The sequence below is a fragment of the Paraburkholderia sp. SIMBA_053 genome, assembly GCF_046534895.1.
Lineage (GTDB): Bacteria > Pseudomonadota > Gammaproteobacteria > Burkholderiales > Burkholderiaceae > Paraburkholderia > Paraburkholderia caledonica.
In genome coordinates, this window is record NZ_JAWRXU010000006.1 from 221199 (window position 1) to 239491 (window position 18293).

15 protein-coding genes are annotated in these 18293 nt (G+C 62.8%); 9 read left to right on the forward strand and 6 right to left on the reverse strand.

Going from position 1 to position 18293, the window contains the following annotated elements:
• Positions 1-188 precede the first annotated feature (188 nt).
• Positions 189-1400, forward strand: a complete 1212-nt coding sequence (locus tag SB753_RS20475; protein WP_027804492.1) for an MFS transporter — start codon at positions 189-191, stop codon at positions 1398-1400.
• Between the two features lie 105 nt (positions 1401-1505).
• Here SB753_RS20475 and SB753_RS20480 read toward each other — a convergent pair whose 3' ends face one another.
• Positions 1506-2651: a branched-chain amino acid ABC transporter substrate-binding protein gene (locus tag SB753_RS20480; protein WP_020067198.1), complete on the reverse strand. Its 1146-nt coding sequence runs from the start codon at positions 2649-2651 to the stop codon at positions 1506-1508.
• A gap of 444 nt (positions 2652-3095) precedes the next feature.
• A complete protein-coding gene (locus SB753_RS20485) occupies positions 3096-4196 on the reverse strand; it encodes an NAD(P)H-dependent flavin oxidoreductase (protein ID WP_410801546.1) in 1101 nt (366 codons plus the stop codon).
• A 305-nt stretch (positions 4197-4501) separates the two neighbouring features.
• Here SB753_RS20485 and SB753_RS20490 point away from each other — a divergent pair, with 305 nt between their 5' ends.
• Both SB753_RS20490 and SB753_RS20495 read left to right on the forward strand, forming a co-directional pair.
• Positions 4502-5200: a dienelactone hydrolase family protein gene (locus tag SB753_RS20490; RefSeq protein ID WP_392392758.1), complete on the forward strand. Its 699-nt coding sequence runs from the start codon at positions 4502-4504 to the stop codon at positions 5198-5200.
• Positions 5201-5407: 207 nt separating this feature from the next.
• Positions 5408-6946, forward strand: coding sequence for an amidase (locus SB753_RS20495; protein ID WP_410801654.1), 1539 nt, complete (start codon positions 5408-5410; stop codon positions 6944-6946).
• A gap of 261 nt (positions 6947-7207) precedes the next feature.
• Here the strand turns inward: SB753_RS20495 and SB753_RS20500 are convergent, their stop codons facing one another.
• The 3 genes from SB753_RS20500 to SB753_RS20510 form a co-directional block, all read right to left on the reverse strand.
• Positions 7208-7519: a high-potential iron-sulfur protein gene (locus SB753_RS20500; RefSeq protein WP_020067203.1), complete on the reverse strand. Its 312-nt coding sequence runs from the start codon at positions 7517-7519 to the stop codon at positions 7208-7210.
• A gap of 155 nt (positions 7520-7674) precedes the next feature.
• Positions 7675-8781 (reverse strand): NAD(P)/FAD-dependent oxidoreductase, encoded by a 1107-nt coding sequence (locus SB753_RS20505; RefSeq protein WP_410801548.1) that lies wholly within the window; start codon positions 8779-8781, stop codon positions 7675-7677.
• Between the two features lie 252 nt (positions 8782-9033).
• A complete protein-coding gene (locus SB753_RS20510) occupies positions 9034-10011 on the reverse strand; it encodes an AAA family ATPase (RefSeq protein WP_027804494.1) in 978 nt (325 codons plus the stop codon).
• A gap of 291 nt (positions 10012-10302) precedes the next feature.
• On the opposite strand from SB753_RS20510, the gene SB753_RS20515 reads away from it, so the two are divergent.
• Together SB753_RS20515 and SB753_RS20520 are read left to right on the forward strand one after the other, a co-directional pair.
• Positions 10303-10860, forward strand: coding sequence for a hypothetical protein (locus SB753_RS20515; RefSeq protein WP_410801550.1), 558 nt, complete (start codon positions 10303-10305; stop codon positions 10858-10860).
• 109 nt (positions 10861-10969) lie between these two features.
• Positions 10970-11767, forward strand: coding sequence for an endonuclease/exonuclease/phosphatase family protein (locus tag SB753_RS20520; RefSeq protein ID WP_020067207.1), 798 nt, complete (start codon positions 10970-10972; stop codon positions 11765-11767).
• An 87-nt stretch (positions 11768-11854) separates the two neighbouring features.
• Here SB753_RS20520 and SB753_RS20525 read toward each other — a convergent pair whose 3' ends face one another.
• Entirely contained in the window at positions 11855-12838 is a 984-nt protein-coding gene (locus SB753_RS20525) for an aldose 1-epimerase (protein ID WP_410801552.1), read from the reverse strand.
• A gap of 342 nt (positions 12839-13180) precedes the next feature.
• Here SB753_RS20525 and SB753_RS20530 point away from each other — a divergent pair, with 342 nt between their 5' ends.
• The 4 genes from SB753_RS20530 to SB753_RS20545 all read left to right on the forward strand — a co-directional run bounded on the left by SB753_RS20530 (position 13181) and on the right by SB753_RS20545 (position 18285).
• A complete protein-coding gene (locus tag SB753_RS20530) occupies positions 13181-14233 on the forward strand; it encodes a LacI family DNA-binding transcriptional regulator (RefSeq protein ID WP_410801656.1) in 1053 nt (350 codons plus the stop codon).
• 109 nt (positions 14234-14342) lie between these two features.
• The gene (locus SB753_RS20535; protein WP_087751714.1) at positions 14343-15374 is read left to right on the forward strand and encodes an ABC transporter substrate-binding protein; all 1032 of its coding nucleotides are present in this window, start codon (positions 14343-14345) and stop codon (positions 15372-15374) included.
• A 192-nt stretch (positions 15375-15566) separates the two neighbouring features.
• Positions 15567-17219, forward strand: coding sequence for a sugar ABC transporter ATP-binding protein (locus tag SB753_RS20540; RefSeq protein WP_410801554.1), 1653 nt, complete (start codon positions 15567-15569; stop codon positions 17217-17219).
• The gene (locus SB753_RS20545) at positions 17209-18285 is read left to right on the forward strand and encodes an ABC transporter permease (protein WP_179214133.1); all 1077 of its coding nucleotides are present in this window, start codon (positions 17209-17211) and stop codon (positions 18283-18285) included. The genes SB753_RS20540 and SB753_RS20545 overlap by 11 nt, the downstream gene beginning before the upstream one ends.
• Positions 18286-18293: the final 8 nt, after the last annotated feature.

The following is an 18293-nucleotide window of genomic DNA, read 5'->3' on the forward strand; positions in this document are numbered from 1 at the left end:
GCAGTTGCACGGGGGACGCCTGAGCTATCGCCTAGGGCCGGCGCCAGCGCTTGCAGTCGGCGTCGATCGCCTCCAGACGCAAGCTTTCATGGTCTTGAGCGCTTCAAGCATAAGACAGCGTGCCTGGTTAGAATCGGAAATTCGCTTTCAGTGCGCTTTCTCCCAGCATCTTTCTCCACGAGACTTCCGTGTCCGACCGCTCTCCCGACTTCGCCGCCATCCCCGCCGCTCACCGAGACCTGTCCTACACAGTTCGTCAGCGAGCCCGCATTGCGACCATGGCAGTGTTTTTCATCGCCGGGATGGTGTACGGGTCATGGGGTGTGCACGTGCCAACCGTGCGCGACCGTTTCCAGCTTAGTCCAGCATTGCTGTCGCTGGCGCTTCTCGCCGTCGCCGGTGGCTCGATCGGCGCGATGGCCGCCAATGCGTCGTGGATCGCGCGTGTCGGCACACGCCGCGCCTGCCTGACCGGCGGCCTCGTGATGGCGGTCTGCGCCGCATTGATCCTGGTGGTGCCGTATTACTGGCTTTTGCTGATCGTGCTGGCAACCTTCGGCGCGGGCATGGCCACTCTCGATGTCGCCATGAACGCAGAGGCCAGCGCCGTTGAGAAAGCGTTGGGCAAGCCGATCATGTCGTCGTTGCACGGTATGTTCAGCGTCGGCGGGATGTTCGGTGCGGCGGCGGGCGGCGCGCTGCTCGCGCACGGCATGGCGCCGGCCGTGCATCTGGCGTTGGCGGCCACCGTCAGCGCACTGGTGCTGATCGCCGCGTGTCCGGCAGTGTTGCCGCATGTACCGCACGACGATCATCCGGATTCCGCGACGCCGCGCGCCAATCGTTGGCGCTCGCCGGCGTTGTGGGCGCTCGGCACCATGGCGCTCGTCGCGCTGATCGCAGAAGGCGCAATGTACGACTGGGCGACCGTCTATATGCGCGACGTCGTCCTCGCCACGCCCGCGCTCGCGAGCGCTGCGTATGCCGCGTTTTCCGGCGGCATGGCGGCGGCCCGTTTTGCCGGCGACGCCGTGCGCGCACGCTTCGGCGCTCCGCAACTCGTCATGGGCAGCGCAACGCTCGCGCTCGCGGGAATGATCGGCGCGCTCCTGCTGCCGACGCCGGTCGCCGCGCTAGTCGGCTTCACGTTGATGGGCCTCGGCTTGGCCAATATGATGCCGGTGCTGTTCGCGGCCGCAGCGAGCGTAAAGGGCATTCACGCAGCCGAAGGCCTCGCGCACGTCGCCGGGCTCGCGTATTTCGGGCTGCTGTTCGGGCCAGTGGTGATCGGTGCAGTCGCGCAGGTGACCAATCTGTCGATCGGGCTTTCCGTTGTCGCCGTGTGTTGTGCGTTGATTGCGTTCGCGGGCCCGAAAGTACTGCGACGCCTGAAAATCTAGCAACAACGCGCGGCATCAAAGAAAAAGGCACGCGACCTGACGGTACGCGTGCCTTTTTTAATCATGCGTTCACGGGCAGCGCAAGCTGCCCGCGTACATGCGCTCTTACATCTTCACCACGTCGAGCAGCGTCTTCTTGCCCGACTTGTAGTTGTACAGCGAGATCACGCCGTGCTTCAGGTCGCCCTTCGAATCGAAGGTCGTCTGGCCGATCACACCCTTGTAGTCGGTGTTCGGCATTGCAGCCAGGATCTTCGCCGGATCGGTCGAGCCAGCGCGCTTCATTGCGTCGACGATGATGTACACCGCATCATACGTGAACGGAGCGTAAATCTGGATCGGCTGGCCAAAACGCTTCAGATACTTTGCCTGGAACGCCGGGCCGCCTTCCATCTTCTCGAGCGCCATACCGGCTTCCGAGCAGACGATGTTGTCGGTTGCGTCGCCGGCCAGATCGGACAGCTTGTCGGTACACACGCCGTCGCCTGCCAGCACCTTCGCACGCAGGCCGAGCTGCTTGGCTTGCTTCGCGAAAGGGCCGCCGGTTGCGTCCATGCCGCCGTACATGATGGCGTCAGGATTCTCACCCTTGATCTTCGTCAGAATTGCGCGGAAGTCCACAGCCTTGTCGTTCGTCGCGTCATGCGACATCACGTTCAGACCCAGCGACTTTGCGGTCTTTTCGAATTCGTTCGCGAGACCCTGGCCATAAGCGGTCGAGTCGTCGACGATCGCGACGCTCTTCACTTTCAGACCCTTGGCTGCGTAGTTAGCCAGTGCCGGACCTTGTTGCGCATCGGTTGCGACGACGCGGTACGTCGTCTTGAAACCTTGTTGCGTGTAGGCCGGGTTCGTTGCCGACGGCGAGATCTGCACGATGCCTGCATCGCTGTAGATCTTCGAAGCCGGAATCGACGTGCCCGAGTTCAGGTGGCCGACCACTGCGACGACTTTATCGTCGACCAGCTTCTGCGCGACCTGCGTAGCAGTACGCGGGTCGGCTGCGTCGTCTTGTGCGTCGAGTTGCAGCGTGATTTTCTGGCCGCCAATCGTCAGGCCCTTCGCGTTGATTTCTTCAACCGCGAGGCGAGCGCCGTTTTCGTTGTCTTTCCCCAGGTGAGCGATACCGCCAGTCAACGGTGCAACGTGACCGATCTTGACGACCGTGTCAGCCGCAGCCGATGTTGCCAACGTCGCGAACAGCATCGCCGCAGCGCTGATCGGCAACAGCTTTTGAATCTTGATGTTCATGTAAGTCTCCAGTTTCGGTCCCAAAAACAACGTAATCGCCCTGTGCCCCCGCTTCCCCTACACGTGTCGCTCAGTCCCGTGGACGACCACGCCGGTTGCATCGTTCATGCACTTGGCCAGTACGTTCGCCGGACTGTTTGTGGCAGGCGGCGACCCGTACTTGCGCGCAAGTGTAGGCTATCAAATTAATTTGTGGGACTTTTTTGAGGAAGTGGGATGAACACTAATAGCGTTTATCCAACAGCGACCGTTTCCGGCTTGCATGGCGGGCCGGAGAACTCCAGCCCATGCGGGTTTCCGCTATGTAAAGCGTTCATTGAGGAACCCGGCCTCAAGCTTTTAGCGGGTTAAACCGTTAATGGTTCGAATAAGCTTCGAGCGGCTTTTGATTGTGAAAACGACGTGCATCGCAAGCGGGGGCGATGCACGCCTGACTCATGCCGATCAGCGCCCGAATGCCGCAATACGCGCGCTTGCCGCACGCCATTCCTGCTCGAGTTGCTCCATCAGTTCAGCAGCGCCGAAGTCTTCGCGTCGCGCACGGCCCAACGGTGCGCCCTGCCCCGACCACAGCGACAGATAGTCGCCGTTCTGCGCGCGGGCGGCTGTCTGACGCAACTCTTGCGTCAATGCGTTCTGCACCGGATACGGCGCGATGTTCTGCGGCGTATCGCTCAAACGCTGCATCAGCGGATTACGTATGCCGCGGGCATGCCGGCCTGTGATTGCACGCGTCACTGAAGTCGATGTGTCCGTGATCGAACGCAGCCGCTCTTTCCATGCCTGCGGTATCGCGCTCTCGCGGCTCGTCAAAAACGCGGTGCCCATCACGGCGGCTTGTGCACCGAGCGCAAGCGCGGCGACGATCCCGCGTCCGTCCATGATGCCGCCCGCGGCTAGCACCGGCAGCCCGGTTGCATCGACGAGTTGCGGTACGAGCGCCATCGTGCCGACCAGCGCCTCTTCAAATGAGCCGATGAACGTACCGCGATGCGCGCCCGCCTCCGATCCTTGCGCGGCGATTGCATCGGCGCCGGCATCTCGCCACGCGACACCTTCGGCGACGTGCGTCGCAGTGCCGATTACATATTGACCGTTGGCATGAAGCCGCGCGACGTCCTCGCTCGACAGCACCCCGAAAGTGAAGCTGACCACCGGCACGCGCGACTCGATCAGCGACTCCAGCTGCGCGCGAAAATCGGGCGCATAGCGTTCGAGCGGCCGGCCCGGCGGCAAGCCGAGATCCGCGCGCACCGGGTCGATTGCTTCGAGCGCGCGGCGCACTGTGGAGTCGTCCGGCGAGGCCGGTTCCAGTACAAACAGATTGACGCCGAACGGACGATCGGTGAGCGCGCGAATCGCCGCGACATCGGTTGCAATCTTCTCCGGCGACAGCGCCGCGCCCGCCAGCGTCCCCAGGCCGCCGCTATTCGATACTGCGGCCACCAGCTCCGGCGTGGTCGCGCCCGCCATCGGCGCCTGGACGACCGGCACCCGCATTTCAAAACGCTCGGCAAACGGCGTCACAAAATTGACTTCACCCATGATCGATTCTCCTTCGCGCGACCCGCTCTTCATTACGGCAAACCACTACCGTGGACTCTACCGGCACCACGCGCAACGGAAAAATGAATTATCGAGAACGTTTCAATCGCCTTACGAGATTGCCTTCCGAAGGCGCGTCGCCCGAGCTCCCGAAGGCTGCGCGCAAGGCTGCCGGACCCCTGCCTGCAGCAGCGTTCGTTTGATGGCAAACTGACCGCCCGCTTCAGGCATTCGAGCCTCTTGCGTTGACCTGGACTCAATCCGCAGACTCACCTCGCGCGCAACGCGCGACTATGGAGAACATCATGAGCACCACTTCCCGATGGATCGACATCCCTGCCGGCAACGACACGTTCGGCGGCTATCTGGCGTTGCCCAAAGGCGGCAAGGGACCGGCCGTCATCATCATCCAGGAAATTTTCGGCGTGAATAGCCATATTCGCTCGGTCGCGGATCAGTACGCGCTAGACGGATATATCGCGCTCGCCCCGGACGTCTTCTGGCGGGTGCAGCCGCGCGTCGAGTTGACATATGAAGGCGCCGACCGCGCCAAGGGCATCGAACTGATGCAAAAGCTCGACGCGAACGAGGCCGCCGACGACATCGGCGCCGCTGCCGCGGCATTGCGCGCAATGCCCGAAGTCACCGGCAAGATCGCCGCCATCGGCTTCTGCTTCGGCGGACGCCTTGCATATATGGCGGCGGCGCGAGGCAGCGTGGACGCCGCAGTCGCCTATTACGGCGGCGGCATTCAGAACCAGCTCGACGAAGCCGCAAAGATCAAGGTGCCGATGCAGTTTCACTACGGCGAACTCGACGAGCACATTCCGCTGTCGGCCGTCGGACAGATTCAGGAGCGCTTTGCGGGCCGCACGGATACCGAATTCCACATCTATCCGAATGCCGATCACGGCTTCAACTGCTGGGACCGCGCGTCGTATAACCAGCGCGCTTCGGCGCTCGCGCATGGCCGCACGCTGACGTTCCTTGGCGAGCGTGCTTAAGTCAAGCCAATAGTCGGCACGATGCGCGCAGCTTTTCACGTCTGCGCGTAAGTCGGCTACCCTGTCAAGAACGGCGCGTCGCCAGCGCGCCGTCTTCTTTTGTGCGCGTTCATGAGCGGCTCGAATATCGCGGCGCCCTGTTTGCCGCAGCCGCTGGCGCGCATGAATATCCGGTGTTCAACATTCGGCAACGAGGGCTCTTCCGTCGTGCTATCAGACTATCTTGCCCATGACGCCATCGGCCTCGCCGAACTGGTGCGAACTCGCGAAGCGAGCGCGCGCGAGTTGATCGACACAGCGATCTCGCGCACCGAAGCGGTCAATCCCGCGATCAACGCGATCGTGCTGAAGGACTATGACGCGGCCCGCGAACGCGCGTCGCGTTACGACGCAAGCATGACAAACGGAGCGAATCCCGCAGATGCCGGCAGCAAAGGAACGACGCCGAGCGCGCAGACTGCGCTCGCCGGTGTGCCGTATCTGATCAAAGATCTCGGCGCTCCCGTTGCAGGACTGCGCATGACAATGGGCAGCCGCCACTACCGTCATTTCATTCCCGGCGACGACGCGCCAGTGGTCGCGCTTGCCAAGGCCGCAGGAATGAACATCTTTGGCAAGACGAGCACTTCCGAGCTTGGTCAGATGCCTTATACGGAGAGCGAACTGTTTGGCGCATGTCGCAATCCGTGGAATCTCGATCATACGCCGGGCGGCTCCAGTGGCGGAGCGGCAGCGGCAGTCGCCGCCGGAATCGTGCCGCTTGCGCATGCGTCGGACGGCGGAGGTTCGATCCGCATTCCTGCATCGTGCTGCGGGCTCTTTGGACTGAAGCCGTCGCGCGGACGCGTGCCGCGCATGCCCGCTGCGGTCACGGCCGGCGAACTCGGCATCGATCATGGCGTATCGCGCAGCGTGCGCGACAGCGCGGTGTTGCTCGACCTTCTTGCGGGTAACGCCGACCGTCCGCTCGGCGCGCCCGGCACGTTTCTCGGCGCGAGCCGCGAGCCGTGCAAACCGCTGAACATCGCTTACGTCACCGAGCCGATGCTCGCGCCGTCCCTCTCCGCCGATGCGCGCGCCGCACTGGACGACGCCGCGCAACTCGCGAGTTCGCTTGGCCATAACATCGAGCCGATTTCGCTTGGCATCGATTTCGCGGCTGTCAGACACGCATTTCTCACGCTCTGGTCCGTCACCGCGGAAGATCTCGTGCTGAACGCCGAGCGCATCACCGGGCGAAAACCGCTGCGCGACGAGTTCGAAATCTCGACATGGGTGATGGCGCACGTGGGCCGCAAGCTCGGTGAACGCGGCTTGCCCGCTGCGCTCGAAGAACAGCGCCGCATCACCGAACGTTTGACGGGTCTGCTGCAGCGTTACGACGTGATTCTGTGCGCGACGCTTGCGAGCGCGCCAATCAAGATCGGCGAGATGCAGCCGACTTCGACCGAACGCATGCAAATGCGCGCCGTCAGCGCGATGCCGCTTGAGCCGCTGCTCAAGAAGCTGCTTGCCGAAGCGTCGAATAAAGCATTTGCGTGGGCAGGCTGCACGGAGTTGTTCAATCTGAGCGGGCAGCCGGCCATGTCGATACCGCTTTACTGGAATGCACGTGGACTGCCGGTGGGCGTGCAGTTCGCCGCGCGCGACGGTGGAGAAGCGACGCTGTTGCGCCTCGCCGCGCAACTGGAAGCGGCGCGTCCCTGGTTCGACAAGCGGCCGCCGCTTATCAAGGCGCGCAGTTAAGCGGCTCAACTGCTGTTTGACTCGGGCTCAGCAGCTTCCACACGCCCGACGCCAACGCCAACGCCATGCGGAAATCGAACCTCCGGTAAGTGTCCCGTGATGTTCTGTGTGAGCGTCAATATGCGTCCGCGCGGTGAAGCCACAAAAAGGGCGTCTGCCGCGCATGGCGGCAGACGCCCAAGTGACAGGTCATTGAACGTGCGCCGCAATATTTCCAGCGCTATTCACTTCACGTGTCAGCACGACATGTGAGGCACGCGTTCACGCCTTCTTGTTATATGCGCTGCACCAACCCTTGGCCGCGACCTGCTTGCCGGCGAACATCGGGCACGGCGCGTATGGGTCTGCCGCCTTGCCCTGATAGAAGCTGCAATTGCCGCAGTCCTGGCCCGGCGCGTATTTGGCGAACTTCGCCTTGTCGACCTTGCTGGCGTCTTCCTTGTAGCCGAGCGCTTGCGCGGTCGGATCGCTTTCGGCGACCTTCGGCGCATCGGCGAGTGCCTGGCGGGACAGCGCGAGCGATGAGGCAACACCGATACTGGTGATCAAAAACGTACGACGGGAAGCTTTCATGGGGACTCACTCCATTTATATTGAACTGATCGCCGTTCTATCGACAGCGGTCCCCAAGCATAGCAATGAAGCCGCCGTACGTGACGGCTCAAATGATAGAGATAAGCGAATCGGTACGAATTGACGCAGCATGGCGGCAGACGCAGCCGCCCTCGTCACGCGCGCCCGCTCAACTCGCAGACCCGTTGCGCGATCGCGAGCGAAGCAGTCAGTCCCGGCGATTCGATGCCGAACAGATTGACCAGTCCGCGCACGCCATGCGCGGCGGGCCCCTGAATCACAAAATCGGCGGCAGGCTCGCCCGGCCCCGACAGCTTGGGACGGATGCCCGCATAGGCAGGCTGCAACGCATTGTCGGGAAGCGCGGGCCAGTACGCGCGGATCGCCGCGTAGAAAGATTCGGCGCGCCGTGGATCGACGTCGTAGTTGATTGCATCGACCCATTCGACGTCGGGACCAAAGCGCACCTGGCCACCCAGATCGATTGTCAGATGCACGCCGAGTCCCGCTTCGTTGGGCATCGGATAAATCAGCCGGCTGAACGGTGCGCGCCCCGAGATACCAAAGTAGTTGCCGCGCGCGAGATAAAGCGGCGGCACGTGCCGCGCGTCGAGTCCGCGGATCTTGCGGGCCAGCGCGTTCGCGTGCAGGCCCGCACTGTTGATCACGCAAGCCGAACTGATGGTGGCCGGCGCGTCGCCGCCCACTTTGATGATGAAGCGGCCATTACTCGCTTCGATTGCCTCCACCGGCGAGTGGAACGCGAACACCGCGCCATCGCGCTCGGCGTCGCCCTGCAACGCAAGCATCAGCTGATGACTGTCGACAATGCCGGTCTGCGGCGAGAAGACCGCCGCCACGCATTCGAGCGCCGGTTCGAGCGCCTGCGCCTGGTCGCCGGTAATACGCATCAGGTCGAGCACGCCGTTCTCGCGGCCCTTGTGCATGATGCTTTCCAGCTGCGGAATCTGATTGGACGACGTCGCCACAAGCAGTTTGCCGCAGCGCGAATGCGGCACGTTATGCTCGACACAGTAGTCGTAGAGCATCTCGCGTCCTCGCACGCATAGCGTTGCCTTGAGCGAACCGCGTGGATAGTAGATGCCCGCGTGAATCACTTCACTGTTGCGCGAACTCGTGCCTACGCCAATGGCCTCGGCCGCTTCCAGCACGATCACTTCCCGCCCGCGCGCCGCGAGGGCGCGCGCTACCGCGAGCCCGACCACGCCCGCGCCGATTACGACACATTCGATTTGGTCCATGTCCCTCGACGCAGCCAACTTCGCCGCGCGCCGCCTCGTTCACCAATATAGATGACGCCAGCATGCAGCCAACGAGCGTCTTACACCGCTCGCTGGCGAACGCACTGCCGTTTCGCAACCCGCTGCGTGGAATTGTACGACGCCGCACAGAGCTTGATGCCCTCCGTGGTTCCCAAGGCGGCGTCACGCGGGCATCGGCGCCGGAACTAGCGCACAGAAGCGCACAGAAGCGCAGAGGAGCGCGCAGGAACGTTAGAAGCCGATCGGTCTGCGACGGTTGCCGTAGTCGAGCCGGATGTCGCCACCGCCTATCTCGTCGCGCCCGTCGATCCGCGCAGCGCCGAAGCCGTTCAGAATCGCGCGGCGCATTTCGCGTGGCGACGCATTCTTCAACGCCTCCAGGGCGCCCTCGCCGATCTGTTCAGGAAAACGCAGACCCCAGTTGTGTGCGCCGCGAATTTCCGCGTAGATGGATTGCGCGATCCGGCGCGCGCCGTCACGGTCCGGCGGTGGAATTTCGTACACATTCATCCGGTTCATGATCGGCTCGGGAATCGAGCGCTCGTCGTTGGCTGTGGCGATCCAGATCACATGGCCGGCGTTAATGGGAACTTCAGCGAATTCGTCGATGAAAGTCTGCGCCGTGTCGTGCTCCAGCAACGCGTACAGCGCGCCAAGCGGATCATATTGCGAGTCGCCGGTAGCCTTGTCGATTTCGTCGACCGTGATAACAGGGTTTGCATAGCTGCCGTTCACGAGCGCGTCGAACACTTTGCCCGGCTTCGCATTTTTCCATTGCGACGACGCGCCGGAAAGAATCCACCCAGCCGTCAACGAACTCATCGCGACGTAGTGGTAAGCCGTGCCGAGCAGGCGCGCTAACTGCTTCGCGAAATGCGTCTTGCCGATGCCGGGGTCGCCGAGCAGCAGGATCGGCATCAGTTCGAGGCGGTCTTCTGTCTCGAGACAGAGGGCGACCTGCTTGCGAATGTCGTCGAGCGGGTCGGCAAAGTTCGGCAGTGCGTCGATCAGATCGTCGATAGACGGCATGCGGTTCGGCTTGACGCAGAAGCGCAGATTGCCGGTTTTCAGCATCTTTTCGTAGGTTGTACGCAGCGCGTCGTTGGCGCCTTCGCCGAGATCGTTCAGAGCGGTCTCGACCTGATCGAGGTCGTACACCTGACTGAACGATGCGACGGCGATTTCCTGTTTGACCATTGCTGTTGTCATTGCTCACCCCGTTCTGGCTGGCCTTGCTCGGCGGCACCCCAGGCGGGCGCCGTTTCAGGTTCAGTTTAACGAGGACAAATCGGCACGCAAGCCAGCAGTCGCGCGGCTCTGCTGCTAACAGCCGGTCATTTGAGACGGGCGCGGGAAGCGCCGTCCGGATTACCGGCCCAACCGGAAATGCATTGTTGCTGAACCCGGCCCCGTTTAACCTGTCAGAAAAGCGTTCTGCTCTTCAGGCGTAAGATGGCCATCTGCCAACGCTGCCGGACGCAGTCACCGGAGATTTGCTTTATGTGGAAAACCAGTATCGTGGCCGTGCTGCTTGGCACTTCGTTGCTCGCACACGCGCAACAACGGCCGCCGCAGCCGGTTGTTCAATGGGAGTTGCAAGTATTGCGCGACGGTCAGCAGATCGACACGTTCCAAGGCACGACCACGGTCGGCCAGGCGCGCACGGATACGCATCACAAGGTGGTTCAGCATAACGTCGGCTGCAAGGATCGGCCGGCCGGCAGCATCGACCTCGCCCGGACGCTAACCGTGTCGCCGCTGCAGGCGGACAGTAACGAGGTCACGCTGTCCATCGAGGCGCAGGAAACTTTCGAGGACTCCGCCGCGCGGCAAACGGACACCGGCTGCAAACTGCCGCCGCAGCCGCGTCAGGTGAGCGCGAGCCATCCGGGTCTGAAAGTGGCAGCGGGTCAATCGGCAAGCTGGACGATCGTCGCCAAAGATCCGAACTTGGTCTATCGCGTCCGCGCGAGCCTGACTAACGGGGCAAGTGAGGCGGCAGGCGCGAGTGCCGCGAGTGCCACGAGTGGCGCAAGTGGCGCGAACGCTACGAACTGAGCGGCAAGGCAAAGGGTTGAAAAGCGAAGCTGAAGAGCCAACCTGAACGTTGTGTGAACAGCGCACGAATAATCAAAGCCCCGAAAACAGAACACGTGGATAACGCGGCATGCGAAACCCCGAAGAATTGATCCGCGAAAGCACAGCACCCAAAGATTTTGTGGCGGTGAGCTGGAACCTTCACAAAGGGAGAACGCCGCTCGGCTTTCAGGCCTGGCAGGCCATGCAGCGCTGGGTTCAGTCGACCCAGGCAGACGCCTACTTTCTCCAGGAAGCCATGGCGCGACGCATGCCGTCGCCGGTGCTGGGGAGCAGTTTCGGCGCACCCGTTGCCGATCCGCTAAGCGACGTCTGGCATTGCCAGGCTACCGAAATCGCGCGGGCGCTCGAACTCGAAATCGCGCTCGGGCCGAACGTCTTCAAACCGTCCTGGCGACACGGCAATGCGATCCTGTCGCCACATCCGCTCGATCTCGGCGGACGCTGGGACATCTCCGCGCATCGCTTTGAAAAACGCGGCCTGCTTGTCGCGCGCGCAACGTTCGGCGGGCACTCGGTCACCTTGTTGTGTGCGCACCTTGCCCTTACGCGCTCGGCGCGCTTGCGTCAGATGAACTGGATCGCCCACTGGATCGCGAAAGAAGCGCCGGACGGGCCGCTTGTGCTGGCCGGTGACTTTAATGACTGGCGCAACGACTCGGTGCCGCTTTTCGGCGAACACGGCCTGCACGAAGTCGCGACGCTGCTCGGCGAATCCGGCCGCACGTTCCCGGCCTTTTCGCCGGCCCTTGCGCTGGACAAGATGTTCATCCGCGGCATGAAGCCGATCGAGTGGATTCAACCGACACAGGAGACCGCGTGGCTCTCCGATCACCTGCCGTATATGGCGCGATTGCGCGTCGAATGACGGCGTGAAAGCGTGAAATCGACGTTGTCAGGGGCGGTGCGACCGCCCTTTTTCTTTTAATCCCGCCAGACTCCGCGCCCAAACCAGCTACATCCGTTCAGGCGTCCACGTCACCGTAGCCGAGAGTTCTTCGCCCGGCTGCAGCACGCAGCCGCCGACATGCTCGCGCGGACCTGACGCGTTAAAGCAATCGGTCGTGTTCGTCACCGGTTCCACGCATAGCTGCGAGTCGTCGGCGGGCGCAAAAATCACCATATGGTCGAACGGTGCCTCGGCGGTCATCGTCAATTGACGGCTTTCGTCGGGCCATGCAATCGTCGCTTCGCGCGCCCAGTTTGCGAAGTTGTTGTCCAGATCGAAAGCATCCGGCGAGAGACCTTCGCGGCGCAACGCCTCGACAGCCGGATGCGGACCAAGATGCGTCGGCAGCACGTGAGCGTCGGCGTGCCACATTGCCGCTACATCGGCGTAGATGCGCGTTTGCCGCGTGCGCGGATAGTACGGATGATGTCCCATGCCGAACGGCATCGGCCGCCCTGCCAGGTTTTGCGCCGACAGCGTGATGCGCAACGCCTGATCGCTGAGTTCGATCCGCTGCCGCGCGCGATACCGGAATGGCCAATCGCCGGCAATGCGCGAATCGGGTTCGTGCTCGAAATGCAGGTCCACCGAATTTTGCGTCAACGCGCCAACCTGCCACGGACGTCGCCACGCATTGCCATGCAGCGCGTGCGCAAAGCGCGGGTCGTTACCGCTGAGATCGACTATGGCGCCGTCGAATTCGAAGCGCGCATTGCGAATCCGGTTGCAATACGGAAAGAGCGGAAAGCTCGCCATGCGCAACGGGTCCCGCTCGGTGAATGCGGCGTGCGAAGCGGGCCGCATCCAGTGCCGGGGGCCGTTCGCCGTGCTCTCGTAGAAAGCAGCCAGCGCGCCGCCAATCGCAGGCGCGATCACAAGCCGCAGCGTGCCGGCCGTCAGCGTGACAAGCTGCGGCGCGATGGAAGGATCGTCGAGCCATGCCAGTTCGGTTGCAGCAGGCAGCTTGGGATTGGCGGAAACGTCGGGCATGTGGAGAGAGAAAACGTGGCATCGCGCGAAGACGGCTAACGGCTACAGCGCGGACCCTGTTGGCGTCGATGTACCGCGCACTCTGCGCGGCCCGCGCGGATCGAGGTCCGCGCGTCGCAGAATCGCACGCCATGACGCGCCGGTCAATATTATTAGTAATAATCTGGAGCTCCGCGACGTCGAAACATCCCGCCACCTGCGCCCACCGTGACGGGTTAGCGCGCGTTGCCGTGCACATATTATTAGTGGTACCGTCAGCACGGAATGTTCAGCATGTCTTCGCTTTAGCGCCGCTGCCGCGCGGCCCGCACAATGAAAAAATCGACTCAACGCCGTCCCACCATGACCGACATCGCCAAATTTACTGGCGTGTCGCAATCCACTGTCTCACTGGTGCTCAACAACGCGACCGGCGCGAAGTTTTCCGAGAATACCCGCAAGAAGATTCTCAAGGCCGCGCACGACCTCGGCTACCGGCTTGCACCGCGCGCGCCGGTCGCGGCTTCGAGCGACGAACGCAATCTGATCGTCTATCTCGCCGACGAAATCTCTACGAGTCCGCATCCGGTCGTCAATGTTGACGGCGCGCGCGACGCGGCCTACGCGAGCGGCAAAATGCTGGCGGTCTATTCGACGCACGGCAACGCCGACATCGAAAAGCAGGTGCTCGACACAACGTTGTCGAACCCCCATGTGCTCGGCGTGATTTACGCGACCGTCTATACGCGCAAGGTGACGCCGCCGGCCGCGCTCTCCCGCGTGCCGACCGTGCTGCTGAACTGCTACACGGGCGACAGCGGCTTTTCGTCGGTCGTGCCGGCCGAAGTCGCGGGCGGTCATCTGGCCACCGACTATCTACTGCAAGCGGGACATCGGCGAATTGGCTATATCAACGGCGAGCCGTGGCAGGACGCGTCGAAAGACCGGCTCAAAGGCTATCGCACCGCGCTGGCAACGGCCGATCTGCCGTACGCGCCCGAACTGGTGCGCGACGGCGACTGGAGCTCCGGACTCGGCTTCGAGCTGACGCTTTCATTGATGCGCGAACCCAATCCGCCGACAGCGATTTTCTGTGCGAACGACCTGACCGCGATCGGCGCGATCGAAGCGCTAAAGCAGCTCGGCCTCCGCGTTCCCGACGACGTCTCCGTGCTGGGTTACGACGACCAGGAAATCGCTCGCCATACGCATCCGCCGCTATCCACGGTCGTGCTGCCGAACTACGAACTGGGACGTTGGGCCGTCGAAACGCTGCTTCAGGAAGAGCACAACCGTGCAGCCGGCGCACCGGTACGGCACCGTATGGTGAAGCTCGACGGACCGCTGGTCGAACGTGCTTCAGTGCGGGTAATTACCGAGGCGAAAAATTCCATGACTAATATTATTAGTGATTGACCGATAATAATTCGCGGTGAAATAATCGACGCGTCCGGTCGTGGCAAAGTTGTCGGGCGAAAGCAAAATCAAAAAGCAAAATACACCTCACCAGGTACTGGAGGAAGACATGGCGTTGCTCAACAAAGAGGCGCGCAGGAATGCGCGCACGCAGAAGATTCGTCCGCTGGCGGGTTCGCTGCTGGCTCTGGCAGTCGGTCTCGGCGCGGGTCTTGGTGCGATCGCGGCGCACGCGGACGACGCGTTGCCGAAACTGCCCGGCAAGACTCCGCTCAAGGTTGGCTTCGCGCAGACCGAAAGCAACAACCCGTGGCGCCTCGCGGAAACACGCAGCTTCAAGGAAGTGGCCGCGAAATGCGGCTGGCAGCTCGTGATGACCGACGCCAACGGCTCCAACTCCAAGCAGGTGTCCGACATTCAAAGCATGATCGCGCAGCACGTCGATCTGCTGGTGTTCCCGCCGCGCGAAGAAAAACCGCTTGCTCCCGTCGTGCTGCAGGCGAAAAAGGCCGGCATTCCGGTGATTCTGGTGGACCGTAACGTCGATCAGTCGGTGGCCGTCGCGGGCCGCGACTACATCACGTTCATCGGCTCCGACTTCATCGATCAGGGTCATCGCGCCGCAGACTGGCTCGTCAAGGCAACGGGCGGCAAGGCGAAGATCATCGAACTCGAAGGCACGACAGGCGCGTCCGCAGCGAATGATCGCAAGAAGGGCTTCGACGAAATCATCGCGAAGAATCCGGGCATGACGATCATCGCGTCGCAGAGCGGCGACTTTGCGCGCGACAAAGGCCGTCAAGTGATGGAAACGTTGCTGCAGGCGCATCCGGACGTCACCGCCGTCTACGCGCACAACGACGAAATGGCGCTCGGCGCGATCGCCGCGATCAAGGCGGCGGGCAAGCAGCCGGGCAAAGACATCCAGATCGTCACCATCGACGGCACCAAGGGCGGACTCGACGCAATCGCCGCCGGCGAACTGGGCGCGAGCGTGCAGTCGAGCCCGTTCTTCGGGCCGCTCGCCTGCGACGTCGCTCAGCGTTATGCGAAAGGTGAAAAGATTCCGACCTGGGTCAAGGTGTCGGACCGTTTCTACGACAAGAGCAACGTGCAGCAGAGCATGCAATACGGCTATTGACCGTGTTGCTGGCGAAGCTCGCCAACCAGGCAGCAAGAAGTCTCCGGCTTGAAGCAGTCTCCTCTGCAAGCGGATGACGGAAGGGTTCGAAGCGACGCGCCCGTGAACCACGGACCGTCGCTTCGCTTTTATGCAGCGTAAGATGATCAGGCGCAAAGCGCCGAGCGTTGTACGCGCATCAGGAGGACACCTGTGACGCAATCCGGCATGCACAAGCCGCACTCCCCGCAGCCTTCGCAGTCTCCAGTTACACGTCCGCTGCTGCTCGAGATGCAGGACATCGGCATCAGCTTCGGTGGCGTGCCCGCGTTGCGCGGCGCGAATCTCAGCGTCGCGGCGGGCGAAGTCCATGCGCTGATCGGCCAGAACGGCGCAGGCAAATCCACCATGATCAAGATCCTGACCGGCGCTTATCGGCGCGGCTCGGGCAGCGTGCGCTTCGAGGGCCGCGAAGTCGATTTCCGCACGCCGAAGCAGGCACGCGAAGCCGGTATCAGCACGATCTATCAGGAAATCAACCTGGTGCCGTTCCGCTCGGTGGCCGAGAACATTTTTCTTGGCCGCGAGCCGCGCCGCTTCGGTCTGATCGATTGGCGCACCGTGCAGCATCGCGCCGCCGCACTACTCGACTCATTCGGCTTGCATATCGATGTGAAGAAACCGGTGGGTCGCTATTCGACCGCCATTCAGCAAATGGTGGCACTCGCGCGCGCCGTTTCTTCCGACGCGAAGATGGTCATCATGGACGAATCCACTTCTTCGCTCGACGAACGTGAAGTGGAGTTGCTATTCACCGTGGTGCGCAAGCTGCGGGACGACGGGCGGGCGGTGATCTTCGTGTCGCATCGGCTGGACGAACTGTATGCGTTGTGCGACCGCGTCACGGTGATGCGCGACGGTCAGACCGTTGCGCAAAGCACGATGGCGGAGATGGACAAGCTGCAACTCGTGACGACGATGCTCGGCCGTACGCTCGCTGCCGTCGTGCACGACGATCCCGCGGCACGCGAAGCGAATCTCGCACGACGCGGCAAGCAGGCCATCGCCGCGCGCGATCTCGGCGCGCATCCGAAAGTGAGCGACGTCTCGCTCGAAGTGCATGCGGGCGAAGCCGTGGGTCTGGCGGGCCTGCTCGGTTCAGGGCGTACCGAAACCATGCGGCTGATGTTCGGCGCCGATCCGCTGGAACGCGGGTCGGTTTCGATCGACGGGGCAACGGTGACGCTGAAATCGCCGCAAGACGCAATCGCGCGCGGTCTCGCGTATCTGACCGAAGACCGCAAGGCCGAAGGCATCGTTCCGGAACTGTCGGTGCGCGACAACCTCACGCTCGTCTGCCTGCGCACGCTGACGAGAAACGGCATTGTCGATGTGAAGAAACAGCAGGCGATTGTCGACCGCTTCATTGCGTCGCTCGGCATCAAGCTGCGCTCCGCCGATCAACCGATCCGCGAACTGTCGGGCGGCAATCAGCAGAAAGTGCTGCTTGCGCGTTGGCTCGCCGCCGAGCCGTCGCTTCTGCTGCTCGACGAGCCGACGCGCGGCATCGACGTGGGTGCGAAGGCGGACGTCGCGAAGATCGTGCGCGAATTGCGCGACGCGGGACTCGCCGTGCTCATGTCCGCTTCGGAACTGGAAGAGCTGACGGCGGTGGCCGACCGCGCGGTCGTGATTCGCGACGGCCGGACAGTCGCGGAACTGAACGGCGCCGACATGAGCGAGAGCGCGATCATGGACGCCATCGCCTACGGCGGCGACAGCAGTTCGCAACTGGCCGAAGCGGCACAGACGGCGAGTGCCGCTCATATCGAAGACGCGCTGGAGGGCGACCGTCATGGCGTTTAAGCTGGACACGGAGTCTTTGCAAAGCGAGCCGCAGGCCGGGCAGGAAGCCAGACCGCAACCTGGCAGCGAAGCGTCGCCTCAGCAGGCAAGTTCGCCGCCAAATGCGCCGCGCGCTTCCCAAGCCACCGGCGTGCGCAACTGGCGGCGCCTCGCGATGCAACGAGAAGTGATCGTGCTGCTCGCGATGGTGCTGTTCAACCTGATCTTCACGCCGCATTTCTGGTCGCTACAGACGTTCAACGTGAATCTCACGCAGGTGGTGACGATCGTGATCGTCGGCATCGGCATGACGCTCGTGGTCGCGACAGGCGGCATCGATCTGTCGGTCGGCGCTTCGATGGCCATCTCGGGCGCGCTCGCACCGATGCTCTTCCTCAACGTACCCGGACCCGGCGGCATCGCGCTGGCGTTTGTACTGCCGGTGCTGGCCGCGGCGTTGTGCGGTGTCTTCAACGGACTGCTGGTAACAAGGCTCGCCGTTCAACCGATTGTCGCGACGCTCGTCCTCTTCATCGCCGGACGCGGCATTGCCCAGGTCGTCACCGACGGCAGCCTGCAGGCATTCAATACGCCGGCCTTCCAGTGGATTGCGCTTGGCAAGGTCGCGGGCGTGCCGTTCCAGGTGCTTCTCATGCTCGCGCTGGTGGTCGCATTTGCGTGGGTCGTGCGCAAGACGCTGTTCGGCCAGTATCTGCTGATCACCGGCGGCAACGAGAAGGCGGCTTATCTGTCGGGTGTGCCGACGGCGCACGTCAAGCTGATCGCCTACACCCTGTGTGCGGCGCTGGCCGGACTGGCCGGGCTGATTTCGATCTCCGTTAATTCTTCGTCGGATGCGAACGTGGTCGGGCTCGGCATCGAACTCGATGCGATCGCCGCGGTTGCGGTCGGCGGCACGGCCCTGACCGGCGGCAAGGCGTTTATCGGCGGCACGCTGGTCGGCGCGTTGATCATCCAGTTGCTGCGCTACACGTTGCTCGCGCACGGCATTCCCGATGCAGCCGCGCTGGTGGTGAAGGCCGGCATTATCGTCGCCGCGGTGTACGTGCAGCGGCGCTCGCGCTAACGCCAGGA

Coding starts and splice junctions, on each gene's coding strand:
- SB753_RS20480 (WP_020067198.1), bottom strand. CDS start 2,651: ATGAACATCAAGATTCAAAAGCTGTTGCCGATCAGCGCTGCGGCGATG.
- SB753_RS20485 (WP_410801546.1), bottom strand. CDS start 4,196: ATGGGTGAAGTCAATTTTGTGACGCCGTTTGCCGAGCGTTTTGAAATG.
- SB753_RS20490 (WP_392392758.1), top strand. CDS start 4,502: ATGAGCACCACTTCCCGATGGATCGACATCCCTGCCGGCAACGACACG.
- SB753_RS20500 (WP_020067203.1), bottom strand. CDS start 7,519: ATGAAAGCTTCCCGTCGTACGTTTTTGATCACCAGTATCGGTGTTGCC.
- SB753_RS20505 (WP_410801548.1), bottom strand. CDS start 8,781: ATGGACCAAATCGAATGTGTCGTAATCGGCGCGGGCGTGGTCGGGCTC.
- SB753_RS20510 (WP_027804494.1), bottom strand. CDS start 10,011: ATGACAACAGCAATGGTCAAACAGGAAATCGCCGTCGCATCGTTCAGT.
- SB753_RS20515 (WP_410801550.1), top strand. CDS start 10,303: ATGTGGAAAACCAGTATCGTGGCCGTGCTGCTTGGCACTTCGTTGCTC.
- SB753_RS20520 (WP_020067207.1), top strand. CDS start 10,970: ATGCGAAACCCCGAAGAATTGATCCGCGAAAGCACAGCACCCAAAGAT.
- SB753_RS20525 (WP_410801552.1), bottom strand. CDS start 12,838: ATGCCCGACGTTTCCGCCAATCCCAAGCTGCCTGCTGCAACCGAACTG.
- SB753_RS20530 (WP_410801656.1), top strand. CDS start 13,181: ATGACCGACATCGCCAAATTTACTGGCGTGTCGCAATCCACTGTCTCA.
- SB753_RS20535 (WP_087751714.1), top strand. CDS start 14,343: ATGGCGTTGCTCAACAAAGAGGCGCGCAGGAATGCGCGCACGCAGAAG.
- SB753_RS20545 (WP_179214133.1), top strand. CDS start 17,209: ATGGCGTTTAAGCTGGACACGGAGTCTTTGCAAAGCGAGCCGCAGGCC.